This is a genomic window from Agrobacterium sp. LEGMi-208b (assembly GCF_059511785.1).
The window spans coordinates 781,193-793,302 of the sequence record NZ_CM183445.1 but is presented as its reverse complement, the minus strand read 5'-3'; the positions used below and the strand labels follow the sequence as shown (position 1 = coordinate 793,302).

Below are 12,110 nucleotides of genomic sequence, written 5' to 3'. Positions count from 1 at the left end.
ATATTAAAAATAACGAATATATTATGCGTATTGCAAATTAAACTCAGAAACCTATGGATTTATGACTTAAATATTGTCGACATCTGGCCGGTATACATGCGATTAGTCAAGTCCTGCGGACAAAATGTCCGCAGGTTTGCTTAATGATGAGTGTCTGAATCGATTTATATTTTCCGGGCAGCTATGCTTAGAGCTGCTCGATCATCGCCGCAGCGGCTGAAACGGTCGCCTGGCCGGGATTGTCTTCGACATTCAGCGATTTCACCACGCCGTCTTCAACCAGCATGGAATAACGTTTGGAGCGCACGCCGAGGCCGCCGCCGGAAAGATCGGCATCGAGGCCGAGCGCCTTGGTGAAGGAAGCATCCCAGTCGGCGAGGAAGTGGATTTTGCCCTGGCCGCCTGACGATTGCGCCCAGGCGCCCATCACGTGCCAGTCATTGACGGCAACGACGGCGATGTCATCCACGCCCTTGGCGAGAATGGTGTCGCGGTTTTCGAGATAGCCCGGCAGGTGGTTCAGCGAGCAGGTGGGGGTGAAAGCGCCGGGAACGGCAAAGAGAACCACCTTCCTGCCGCCGAAAAGCGCGTCCGTGGTGGTTTCCACCGGGCCGTCGGCCGTCTTTTCCTTGAAGGTTGCGGAAGGCAGTTTATCGCCGATCTTGATGGTCATGTCCGTGCTCCTGTGGCGGTTCGGTTCGCGCGAACTATAGAGTTTGGCAGGGAAAAGTGGAACCCGGTTTTCCCGGGAAGACAAACGAAAACAAGGGGTCCGGATCCTGTCGGATTGAGAACGAACCTGACAGGATTACGAGCACGGAAATGAAATCCGTCATGCGCCTTTCGAGGGAAATTCCCGAGCCGGAACGCCCGCGCCGCGACGACCGAAGAAGCGCTCAGGGCTTCGGGAAATTCAGCATTGTTTCCATGGCCCGGTCGCCGGATTTGACCAGAATGGGCCAGCTGTTGCCCGGCACCTGATAGGTTTTCGGCAGCCCCTTGATGTTCATGTAGAAGGAGAGCTTGCGCTTGTCGCGCACCAGATTCTGCGGTTCGTAATAGGCAAAACCGGAGGGGCCTGCGATGAAGATCTCGGTCTCCTTCGGCGCATTCTCCGGCAATTGCAGCTGCACGCCGAGCATGGTCTTATCGGGCGTGATGTGGAAATCGATCACCTTGAAATCGTCGGATGCCGCTTCGGGCAGCGTTTCGCGCGCTTCCTCAAGCAAACGCCGTTCCTCGCCGTCATCATCACCCGCATTGCCGCGCTCGATGGAAAACTTCGCTTCGAAGGGAATGCAGATATTCTGGCAGACGCCGATGAAGGCGGTGAGGTCGATCTTCCCGCCTGCCTTTGGGTCGGCTGCCTTCAGCTGGAAGGGAAGGCTGACGGCGTGGTCATAACCGATATCGGTGATGTCGCCGTTTTCGAGCAGCTTCGGAACCGGATAGGCCATGGTGGCGAGTGTCACGCCGCTTGCCGGATCGGGGGTGATCTGGGGCGGTATGCCTGCTTCGCCCGGTTCGCGCCAATAGGTTATCCAGCCATCCTTCGGCTCGATCTGCAGCACGCCGCGCACCACGCCGTCGGCATCCATGGCAAGGCTTGCCACGCGCATCTGGCCGCCTTCGCTTCTGGCCCAGTCGGTAATGTCGGCCCGGGCGGCGTCAGCGCCGCCGAGGAAGGCGGCAAATGCGGCCGCGAAGCGAAGAGATGAAAATCGAAACAATATCCTGAGGCTCATGCTTCCCGTCTAACCCAACATCGCCCGGCGGACCAGTTACGAATTCGTGCGGTTCATCATTTTCGGTTGATTGATCGGGCGCTATGCCGCATCCTGTCCTCTGTCGAAGTGCGAACGCCGTTTTCCGTCGAACGACGGAATTCGGTCTGCTGGAGGCGCCGGTGAGCTTTTCAACCCTGATGGACAAACGCGAACGTGGCTTTCTCGATGGCCAGTTCCTCATCGCGATGCCGGGGCTGGACGACGGCAATTTTGCCCGTTCGGTGATCTATATCTGCGCCCATTCGGATGCCGGCGCCATGGGTTTCATCATCAACAGGCCGCAGCAGATCACCTTTACGGATATTCTGCTGCATCTGAAGCTGGTGGATAGCAACGACGCCATCATGCTGCCCAACCGCACCCGCGAATTTCCGATCCAGTGCGGCGGCCCGGTGGAATCCGGCCGTGGTTTCGTGCTGCATTCGGATGATTACTTAAGCGAATCCTCCATCCCCGTCAGCGATGACATTTCGCTGACGGCGACGCTCGATATCGTCCGCGCCATCTCCAACGGCCGCGGCCCGCAAAGGGCGACCATGATGCTCGGTTATGCCGGCTGGGGTCCGGGCCAGCTGGAAAACGAGATCGCCAATAATGGCTGGCTGAATTGCCCGGCCGCGGAAGAGCTGATCTTCGACCGTGGCCTCGACAATAAATACGAGCGGGCGCTGGCCCTGATGGGCGTCGACGCCCGCATGCTCTCCACGGATGCCGGGCACGCCTGAGCGCGTCTCGACCGTTTTTGGGCTGGAACCAAATCCTTACCCCTGACGTTACTCACCCGGAAAGCCGCACAGACAGTACGGCTCAACTAGGGAGCAGTAATATGGGTAGCACATCTGACAAGATCGCCGGTAAAGCCAACGAAGTTGCTGGCAAGGTGAAGAAGAACGTCGGCGAAGCGACGGGCAATAATGAATTGCGCGCCAAGGGTGCCGCCCAGGAAACCAAGGGCAAGGTTCAAACCTCCGTTGGCAAGGCGAAAGACGCCGTCAAGGGCGCCGTTGACCGCATGTAACAGTGCTTGAAGCCTGCGCCTCTCCCACGACAGGGCGCAGTGGAGCGCATGTGTTATCGCACATGCGCTCTTGTCGTATGGGGGCGTGGTGACCAGGTCGTCACGCCGTCACGGCCGCATCTTATATCTGCCTTTCCTCCACCCGTTCCATCGCAAGGGTTTCATCCATGAAGCTTTTCTCCTGCGCATCCTGCGGCCAGCCTGTTCATTTCGACAATCGTTTCTGTGTCTCCTGCGGCCACCGTCTGGCCTTCGTGCCGGAACGGCTTTCCATGGAAGCGCTGGCGCCTGCGGGCGAGCCGAATTGGCAGATTGTCGCAGAACCGGAAAAACAGGTGCGTTTTTGCGCCAATGAGGTGAATGACATCTGCAACTGGTCGGTGCCGGCGGAAAGCGACAGCGCCTTTTGCCCCGCCTGCAGCCACAATCGCCTGGTGCCCGATATTGCCACGGAGCAGGGGATTGCGCAGTGGCGCCGCATCAGCCAGGCCCAGAGACATCTGTTCTATTCGATCCTGCGGCTCGGCCTGCCGCATCCAAACCGCGACGCCGATCCGGCCGGCGGCCTCGTCTTCGACTTTCTGGTGGATGAGGTGGCGCCCGATGGTTCCGTCATTCCCGCCATGACCGGCCACGACGAAGGCCTTATCGCCATCCGCGCGGCAGAGGCCGATGATGCGACGCGCGAACAGGTGCGGGCCAATATGAACGAGCCTTACCGCACCATGCTCGGCCATTTCCGTCACGAAGTCGGGCATTTCATCTGGAACAAGCTGGTAAGGGACGCAAACCGGCTGGAGGCCTGCCGTGCGGTCTTCGGCGACGATCGCGAGGATTACGGCGCGGCGTTGCAACGCAATTACGAACAGGGACCGCGTCCCGACTGGCAGGAAAGCTTCATAAGCTCCTATGCCTCGGTTCATCCCTGGGAAGACTTCGCCGAATGTTTCGCCCATTATCTGCATATCGTCGATACGCTGGAGACGGCGCGCGCCTTCGGCGTGGCGATCGATCCGGACGGACATGAGGAGATGGCGGCGGAGGTGACCTTCGATCCCTATAAGGCCCGCAGTGCCGCGCAGCTGGTCAAGGCGTGGATCCCGCTCAGTGTCGCCATCAATTCCATCCAGCGCAGCATGGGGGAGGCGGACCTCTATCCCTTCGTGCTGACACCGCCGGTGGTGGCGAAGATGGAGTTCGTTCACGAGCTCCTGCATGGGAGGGTGGCGGCGGATGCGTCGCTGGCGGCGATGGGTCAGTGAATACGAGAGTTGATAGTCGGGGAAATTCCGTCATACCGGCCTTGAGCCGGTATCCAGCCAGCCCAAGTCCTTGGGCTGAAAAGACTCTTTCCGCCACGCAGACGCGCGTCGGCTGGATTCCGGCTCAAGGCCGGAATGACGGAGGGAGGGGGCGTCATTCCTATCACCTCAGCTCTCGATATTTCTCACGAAGCCCGCTTCGTCGGCTGGAACCGCTCGCGCAGAAGCTTCAGCGCCGCATCGCCCGAGACGGGGGTGCCGAACAGGAAGCTCTGGCCGAAATGGCAGTTCATCCGCGAAAGTTCCGCCGCATCCTCAGGCGTTTCGATACCCTCCGCCACCACCTGCATGTCGAGCGCCCGCGCCATGGCGATGACGGAGCGCAAGAGCACGTTGCGTTTGTCGCTGGTATTGGCCACCAGCGCCTTGTCCAGCTTGATCGTGTCGAAGGGGAAGCGGGTAAGATAGGCGAGCGACGAATAGCCGGTGCCGAAATCGTCCATGGCGAGGCTGAGGCCCGTTTCCTTGAGCTTGGAAAGCACAAGCCGGGCCTGTTCCGGGTTTTCCATGACGACGGATTCCGTCAGCTCCAGCTTCAGCTGCTGCGGATTGCAGCGCGTGCGGGTCAGCATGCCGCGCACGTCATTGTACAATTCGTTGTTCAGCAGCTGCGCGCTGGAAATATTGACGGAAATGAAGATCGGCATCTTCTCGATGGCATGTTGCCAGTCCATCAAATCGGTCGCCGCCCGTTCCAGCGCGAACATGCCGAGCGGCTCGATCAGGCCGGAGGCCTCCGCGATGGGAATGAACTCGCTCGGCGGAATATTGCCGCGCTTGGGATGCTCCCAGCGCATCAGCGCCTCGAAACCGGCCAGTTCGCCGTCATCGAGCTTCACGATCGGCTGATAGGCGAGCGACAGTTCCTTGCGCTCGATGGCGCGGCGCAGGTCGCTTTCCATCTGCAGCCGGTCGGTGCCTGAGGTGCGGAAGGCGGGGCGGAACGGTTCGACACGGTTGCCGCCGGCGCGCTTGGCGCGATACATGGCCAGTTCCGCATCGCTCAATAGCCCGGCCGCACTTTCCTGCTGGTCGATCCACGAGACGAGGCCGATGGACGCGGTGAGGATGATTTCGCGATTGGCGAAATTGATCGGCACCATGATCGCCTTGTTCACCGCATCGGCAAAATCGGCCACACGCTGCGGATCGCGCTCGGAGGTCAGGATCAGGCCGAATTCGTCGCCGCCAAGACGCGCCAGCGTATCCTGCGGCTTCAGGAGACGGCGCAGACGCCGGGTCAGCGCAATGAGGATGTTGTCGCCTGCGGCAATGCCGAGCGTATCATTGACCAGCTTGTAACGGTCGATATCGATCGCCATCACGGTGGGCTTGACGCCCTCGCTGTCGGAAGAAAGATTGAGGATCGATTGCAGGCGGTCGAGGAAGACCTGCCGGTTCGGAAGCCCGGTCAGATTGTCGTTCATCGCATCCTGCAACAGCCGCTCGACCGAATTTTTCTGTTCGGTGATATCGGTGATGGTGCCGACGCAACGGATGATTTCGCCGTTGGAGCCGAGAACCGGCCGCGCCCGGATTTGCAGCCAGTGGAAATGGCCGTCTTCGGCACGAATGCGGAATTCGTGGTTGAGACGGCCCTTGCGATGGTCGAGCAGCACGTCGAGCGTCGCCTTGAACCGGTCGCGGTCGTCAGGATGCAGACGCGGCAGCCAGTTGCGCGCCGCGCCATGCATGGTGCCGGGTTCCAGCCCCAGCCGGTTGGAAATATCAGGCGTGGTGACGATGCGGTCACGCGTCACGTCCCAGTCCCACACGGTATCGCCGCTGCCGGTCAGGGCGAGCGATTGCCGCTCGAGATCGGAGAACAGCCCTTGCTGATAGGCGCTGCCGGCAAAGGCGTGCTGGATGACGGTGAAGCCGATCAGAAGCACGATCAGCACCAGCCCGCCGCCGAGCGCCGGCTGCACGATGTCGTTGTCCAGTTGCCCCGTCACCGTCAACCAGCTGCCGAACAGCCAGACGAGGATCAGCGCCCAGGATGGGACGAGCAGAATGGCCCGGTCATATTTGTTGAAGCCGAGATAGATGATGAGCGCGATACCGGCCGTCGCCGTCAGCGCGAAGGAGACGCGGGCAATGCCTGACGCGACCGAAGGATCGTAGATCGCTACGCCGAACAGCAGCGCCAGACCCACCACCCAGGCAAAGGTCGCATAACCCAGATGCGCGTGCCATCGGTTGAGATTGAGATAGGTGAAGAGGAAGACCACGAAGCTGGAGGCGAGCGCCACTTCCGCGCCCGCCCTCCATATTCGCTGGTCGCTTGAGGTGACGGTGATGAGCTTTTCGAGAAAGCCGAAATCGACGCAGATATAGGCGAGCACCGCCCAGGCGAGTGCGGCCGAAGCCGGCAGGACCGAGGTGCCCTTGACCACGAAGAGGATGGTCAAAAGCACGGCCAGCAGGCCGGCAATGCCGAGCACGATGCCGCGGTAAAGCGTAAACGCGTTGATCGTGTCCTTGTAGGCTTCCGGCTCCCACAGATAGAGCTGCGGCAACTGCGGTGTGGAAAGCTCGGCGACGAAGGTGATGACGGAGCCGGGGTTGAGCGTGATGCGGAACACGTCGGCATCCGGGCTCGGTTGCCGGTCGAGCGCGAAGCCTTCACTCGGCGTGATGGCCATGATGCGCTGCGAGCCGAGATCGGGCCAGAAAAGCTTGGAATTGACGAGGCGGAAATGCGGGGCGACGATCACGCGCTCCAGCTGTTCTTCCGAGACGTTGGCGAGCGCGAAAACCGCCCAGTCGCCCTGGTGATCGGTGGAGCTGGCGCGCACCTCGATACGGCGGCGGATGCCGTCGGGTCCAGGCGCGGTCGAGACCTGAAAGGCTTCGCCCTGATTGGCATAGATATCCGTGGTGGCCGTCAGGTCGAGCGCCGTGTCGTCACGGGAAATCTTCACCGGCTCGAAGGCGTAGGAATAGGAAGAGAAAAGCAGAAACAGCAGGAAAAACGGCGCAGCCAGCGCGATTGCCGCCAGACGTTTCGCAAGGCAAGGCGCAGTGTGAGTGTAGGTCATGTATCGTACTTCGTTCCGCCGGAGCTTTGCTTGTCGGCAAGAAGGGAAAACATCATATGATCCCGCCATTGGCCATTGATTTTCAGATATTCCCGCAGGAGGCCTTCCCGCTGGAACCCGGCATTTTCGAGAAGCCGGATGCTTTTGAAGTTTTCCGGAATACAGGCTGCCTCGATACGGTGCAACTGAAGTCCGTTAAAGATGTAGGGTATTACCAATTTTAATGCGGCAGACATATGGCCTTGCGCGGCGTAGCGCTCGCCGATCCAATATCCGATCATGCAGCTCTGTGCCGCGCCCCGGCGGATGTAACCGATGGTGATGCCGCCGACCAGCAGCGTCTCTTTTTCGAACAGCAGGAACGAGACGGCCGTACCTGACGAAAATTCCTGGCCATTGCGCACTACGCGCATGCGGAAAGCGCTTTCGGTCAGTTCGTCCGGGCGCCAGGTGGGCTCCCACGGCTGCAGAAACTGCCGGCTTTCTGAGCGCAGCACATGCCATTGCTTGAAATCGCCGTAGCGCGGCAGTCTGAGGAGGTGGTTGGCGCTGCGCAGTTCGGGCGTGTCGCTATGTCGGGAAAGAAAACGCAGCATTCACGATCCCTGGGCGGCAGATATCGCCATCCGCGAGCGGGATGGCGAAAAAGATGAGCGGTCTTCGCCTTTAAGTCCCGCTCTCATAGTGGTTTATCCGTTCGCCTTTATCCTTGCAGGCTGCTGCCCGGAGAACGCCGTCGTGATGTCTGAGAGGGGCGGCAGGTGTTCCAGCGGACCAATGGCAGACAGTGTCGGAACTGTATCGAAAAACAGCCGTCCTGCAAGATCGGTCAGACGCTCCCGGGTGATGTCCTCAAGGCGCGTCATCATCTCCTCATTGGGGATGGGCCGGCCATAAAGCATCATCTGCCGGGCGATCTGGCCGGCGCGGGCGGCAGGGCTTTCCTGTCCCATCAGCAACTGCGCACGGATCTGCGCACGGGCGCGGTTGATTTCCTCCTGATGGATGATCTCCGAAGACTTGCGCAATTCATCGACGATGACGGGCATCAGTTCCGGCAGGTCGTTGCCGCCGGTCGCCGCATGCACGCCGAAAATGCCGGTATCGGAAAAGCCCCAGTGGAAGGCATAAACGGAGTAACACAGGCCGCGCGCCTCGCGCACCTCCTGGAAGAGGCGCGATGACATGCCGCCGCCGAGAATATTGGCGAGGATTTGCGAGCAATAGAAGTCGCGGGCGTGATAGGCCTTGCCTTCGAAACCGAGCAGCACCTGCGCATCCATGAGGTCGCGGGTCTCGCGGATTTCCCCGCCGGTATAGATAGCCTTTTCCATGACGGGCGGTGCCGCGGGAACGAGCGGCAGCGAAGCGAAACGCTCTTCCACCTGCTTCACGAAGCTTTCGTGATCGACCGCGCCGGCTGCGACGACGAAGATGCGGTCGGTCGTGTAATTGCGGGCGAGATAATGCCGGATTTCACCGCTGGTGAAGGATTGCACCGTATCCGGCGTGCCGAGGATCGGCCGGCCGATGGTCTGGTCGCGATAGGCGACGCCGGAGAAATTGTCGAAGATCACGTCGTCGGGCGTATCGGTCGCAGCGCCGATTTCCTGCAGGATGACGTTTTTCTCGCGTTCCAGCTCATCTTCGTCGAACAGCGATTCCGTCAGGATATCGGCGAGGATATCGACGGCGAGCGGCACATGGTCCTTGAGGACGCGGGCGTAATAGGAGGTTGTTTCCGTCGATGTCGCGGCGTTGACTTCGCCGCCGACATTTTCGATCTCTTCGGCGATCTGCCGGGCGGTGCGGCGCGCCGTGCCCTTGAAAGCCATATGTTCGAGAAGATGGGCGATGCCGTGCTCGGCAGTCGTCTCGTTGCGGGAGCCGGATTTGATCCACACCCCAAGAGCAACGCTTTCGAGATGTGGCATTCTTTCCGTAACAACGGTCAACCCGGACGAAAGCCGGGTCAAATTTACTCTCATACTCAACGTCTTTCCGCGTCTCTATTTGCCGGCGCGTGCATGTTTGCCGATGAAGGTTTCCACGGCTTTCAGTTCCGCATCCAGAATATCGAAACGCTCCTCCCGGTTCATGATGTCAGCTAGCCATACTGGAAGCGCCGGGTCGATTGCGCAAGCGGATTTTACAGCAGCCGGGAATTTAGCCGGGTGCGCGGTCGACAGAACCACCATCGGGCTTCCCGCTTTTTCGTGCTTCTCAGCCACGAAAACGCCGGTCGCCGTATGCGGGTCGATGAGGTAACCGGTTTTCTCAAGCGTGTCGCGGATGGTCGCTGCAACCTGCTTTTCGCTGGCGCGTCCGGCGCGGAAATCGCGTCTGATGAATTTCAGTGCCTTGGCCGGAATTTCAAACGCGCCGGATTGCTTGAGACCGTCCATCGATGCCTTCACCGCAGCGGAATCACGGTCATAGGCTTCGAACAGCAGCCGTTCGAAGTTCGATGAAATCTGGATGTCCATCGAAGGCGAGGTGGTCGGCTTGACGCCGCGCATCTCGTAACGGCCGGTCTTCAGCGTGCGCGCCAGAATGTCGTTGTCATTGGTGGCGATGACCAGCTTGTCGATCGGCAGCCCCATCTTCTTGGCGACGTAACCGGCGAAGATATCGCCGAAATTGCCGGTGGGAACGGTGAAGGAAATCTTCCGGTCCGGGCCGCCGAGCGAAAGCGAGGCGGTGAAATAATAGACCACCTGCGCCATGATGCGCGCCCAGTTGATGGAGTTGACGCCGGAAAGCTTCACGCCGTCGCGGAACTTCACGTCGTTGAACATCTCCTTCACCAGCGTCTGGCAATCGTCGAAATTGCCGTTGATCGCCAGCGCATGCACGTTGGAAGCCGTCGAGGTCGTCATCTGGCGCTGCTGCACCGGCGAGACCTTGCCGTTCGGGAAGAGGATGAAGATATCGGTGCGCTCGCGGCCGGCAAAGGCGTCGATGGCCGCACCGCCGGTATCGCCCGAGGTGGCGCCGACGATGGTGGCGCGTTCGCCGCGCTCGGAGAGCGTATAATCCATCAGGCGGGCGAGAAGCTGCATCGCCACATCCTTGAAGGCGAGCGTGGTGCCGTGGAAAAGTTCCAGCACGAAAGTGTTCGGGCCGGTCTGCGTCAGCGGCACGACGGCGGGATGGCGAAAGGTCGAATAGGCGTCGTCGATCATCGCCTTGAACTTGTCGGCGGGAATTTCCCCGCCGGTGAAACGGTAGAGAACCTCGAAAGCAACGTCCTGATAGGATTTTCCGCGCAGGTTGCGGATTTCCTTCTTCGACATGGAAGGCCATTCGCGTGGCACATAAAGCCCGCCGTCACGGCCAAGGCCCGCCAGAAGCGCGTCGCAGAAACCAAGCGAAGGGGCCGCACCCCTGGTCGATACATATTTCACGAGATAGTCCCTTGTCCCTAACCGGCCTTGTCCTTAACCGGTATGTCCGGTGCCGGTCTTCGGCGTCTTTTCAGCAGCGTCTCACCGAAATGAGGCGATTGGCGAGGTAATGAAGGGCTTTTTTGAAAATTCAAGCAAAACCGAACATGCCAATCGATTTTTTCCGGCGTCGCTGCTATAGACCATCGCCAACCTGCGTGAAAGGTCAATAAACAGCGTCTCCGGTTCTGTTCCGGGACAATGGAGAGGGAATTAGAAGAGTGTCAGGGAATTTCTTGCGTTTGTCCGCCGCGATGTCGCTTCTGGCCGTTGTTGCAGGGTGCAATTCCTCCAACCCGTCGGACTCGCTTGCCGTCAATCCGCCAACGGCGCAGGCCGCGCCGACGGCCGCCGTGGTTCAGGCCAACTGCCCGGCCGTAACGGTTCTCGACGCCAATGCCGTTCACCGCGTTTACGCCGGTGGCGCCAAGGATGATCCGCAGAAACTCGCCTATCAGGTCTCGCTGTCGGATACGACGCGCTCCTGCACCGCCAATGAATCGACGCTCACCGTAAACGTGCTTGCCCAGGGCCGCCTCGTTCCCGGCCCGATGGCCAAGCCCGGCCGCGTCACCGTGCCGATCCGCGTGACGGTGAAGGACGGCGATGGCGAGATCTACGGCGAAACCACCAATTTCGCCATCGATGTTCCCGCAGGCGGAGCCGGCACGCAGTTCATCTTCAACAACGACCACGTCGCGATCCCGAACGGACCGGGCGGCGCACCGAAATCGGTCAGCGTCTTCATCGGTTTTGCCGAGCAGGGCGCTAAGGCGAAGACCAAGCGCCGGTGATCCGACCGGTTAAAAACGAAGCCGGAGGCTGCTCGGCAGGCTCCGGCCTTAAATGGAATGACGCTTTTAGATTCCGGCAGCCTTCCGCAAAGCGTCATTGATGCGGCTCTGCCACCCTCTGCCGCCCTCGCGAAAGCGCTCCAGCACGTCCTCATCGAGGCGTAAAGTGACCTGTTTTTTTGGTTTATCCAAGGCCGGGCGACCACGCGACTTACGGTACTCGTCAATGGCCTCGAAAAAGGCGGGAGGCAGGACGTCGCGGGCGGGGCGCGCATTTTCGAGTTCCTGATCCGTCATTTCCGGGAAATTGACAGCGTCCCAATCCGCTTGGGTATAGCCGCGTCCGGGTTTGAATTCTTTTAGTTTTGCAACTTTGGCCATGGCAACCTCCTTCTTTCCCTGGAACTTGCCTGTCGGAAGCTGATGATGGATATCGCTTCTGTTCCGACAGTCGCAAAAACGACAGCCATAGTCCCGTTCCGGAAATATCCGATCGCCTTGAAGCGCGAACTCCCAGATCCGGTCAGGCTTTTTTCGATGATGGCGTTATCCCAGTCAAAGCCATCGATATCCGCAAAATCGAAGCCGTGCTTCTCGATATTGGCGAGCCTCTTGGGCTCGTCCCATATGATTTTCATGAATTAATGTAGCTACATTTATTAAAATATCAATGCAGCAAGTCAGATCACGAAAGAAGCGCTT

Annotated in this window: 12 protein-coding genes; 4 read left to right on the top strand and 8 right to left on the bottom strand. The window is 59.7% G+C overall.

Annotation, left to right across the window (positions count from 1 at the left end; translation table 11 throughout):
* Positions 1-187: 187 nt before the first annotated feature.
* Positions 188-673 (bottom strand): peroxiredoxin, encoded by a 486-nt coding sequence (locus AC5YUO_RS03975; protein ID WP_496154332.1) that lies wholly within the window; start codon positions 671-673, stop codon positions 188-190.
* A gap of 223 nt (positions 674-896) precedes the next feature.
* Entirely contained in the window at positions 897-1,745 is an 849-nt protein-coding gene (locus tag AC5YUO_RS03970; RefSeq protein ID WP_496154331.1) for a protein-disulfide reductase DsbD domain-containing protein, read from the bottom strand.
* Positions 1,746-1,906: 161 nt separating this feature from the next.
* Here AC5YUO_RS03970 and AC5YUO_RS03965 point away from each other — a divergent pair, with 161 nt between their 5' ends.
* From AC5YUO_RS03965 to AC5YUO_RS03955, 3 genes are all read left to right on the top strand, one after another.
* Entirely contained in the window at positions 1,907-2,512 is a 606-nt protein-coding gene (locus tag AC5YUO_RS03965; protein WP_003521117.1) for a YqgE/AlgH family protein, read from the top strand.
* A gap of 101 nt (positions 2,513-2,613) precedes the next feature.
* A complete protein-coding gene (locus AC5YUO_RS03960; protein ID WP_080825714.1) occupies positions 2,614-2,805 on the top strand; it encodes a CsbD family protein in 192 nt (63 codons plus the stop codon).
* A gap of 167 nt (positions 2,806-2,972) precedes the next feature.
* On the top strand, positions 2,973-4,067 hold the full coding sequence (locus AC5YUO_RS03955) for a zinc-binding metallopeptidase family protein (RefSeq protein WP_496154330.1): 1,095 nt from the start codon (positions 2,973-2,975) through the stop codon (positions 4,065-4,067).
* A 185-nt stretch (positions 4,068-4,252) separates the two neighbouring features.
* On the opposite strand, the gene AC5YUO_RS03950 is transcribed toward AC5YUO_RS03955, so the two are convergent.
* The 4 genes from AC5YUO_RS03950 to thrC form a co-directional block, all read right to left on the bottom strand.
* Positions 4,253-7,168, bottom strand: coding sequence for an EAL domain-containing protein (locus AC5YUO_RS03950; RefSeq protein WP_400819876.1), 2,916 nt, complete (start codon positions 7,166-7,168; stop codon positions 4,253-4,255).
* A complete protein-coding gene (locus tag AC5YUO_RS03945; protein ID WP_400819873.1) occupies positions 7,165-7,764 on the bottom strand; it encodes a GNAT family N-acetyltransferase in 600 nt (199 codons plus the stop codon). The genes AC5YUO_RS03950 and AC5YUO_RS03945 overlap by 4 nt, the downstream gene beginning before the upstream one ends.
* Positions 7,765-7,857: 93 nt before the next feature.
* The gene (locus tag AC5YUO_RS03940; RefSeq protein ID WP_400819871.1) at positions 7,858-9,156 is read right to left on the bottom strand and encodes a M16 family metallopeptidase; all 1,299 of its coding nucleotides are present in this window, start codon (positions 9,154-9,156) and stop codon (positions 7,858-7,860) included.
* A 21-nt stretch (positions 9,157-9,177) separates the two neighbouring features.
* Positions 9,178-10,575, bottom strand: a complete 1,398-nt coding sequence (gene thrC, locus AC5YUO_RS03935; RefSeq protein WP_496154329.1) for a threonine synthase — start codon at positions 10,573-10,575, stop codon at positions 9,178-9,180.
* Between the two features lie 293 nt (positions 10,576-10,868).
* Between thrC and AC5YUO_RS03930 the strand changes: the two genes are divergently transcribed.
* Entirely contained in the window at positions 10,869-11,408 is a 540-nt protein-coding gene (locus tag AC5YUO_RS03930) for a PilZ domain-containing protein (protein WP_496154801.1), read from the top strand.
* Positions 11,409-11,474: 66 nt separating this feature from the next.
* Here AC5YUO_RS03930 and AC5YUO_RS03925 read toward each other — a convergent pair whose 3' ends face one another.
* Positions 11,475-11,789, bottom strand: coding sequence for a BrnA antitoxin family protein (locus AC5YUO_RS03925; protein WP_400819865.1), 315 nt, complete (start codon positions 11,787-11,789; stop codon positions 11,475-11,477).
* Positions 11,768-12,046, bottom strand: a complete 279-nt coding sequence (locus AC5YUO_RS03920; RefSeq protein ID WP_400819862.1) for a BrnT family toxin — start codon at positions 12,044-12,046, stop codon at positions 11,768-11,770. The genes AC5YUO_RS03925 and AC5YUO_RS03920 overlap by 22 nt, the downstream gene beginning before the upstream one ends.
* Positions 12,047-12,110: the final 64 nt, after the last annotated feature.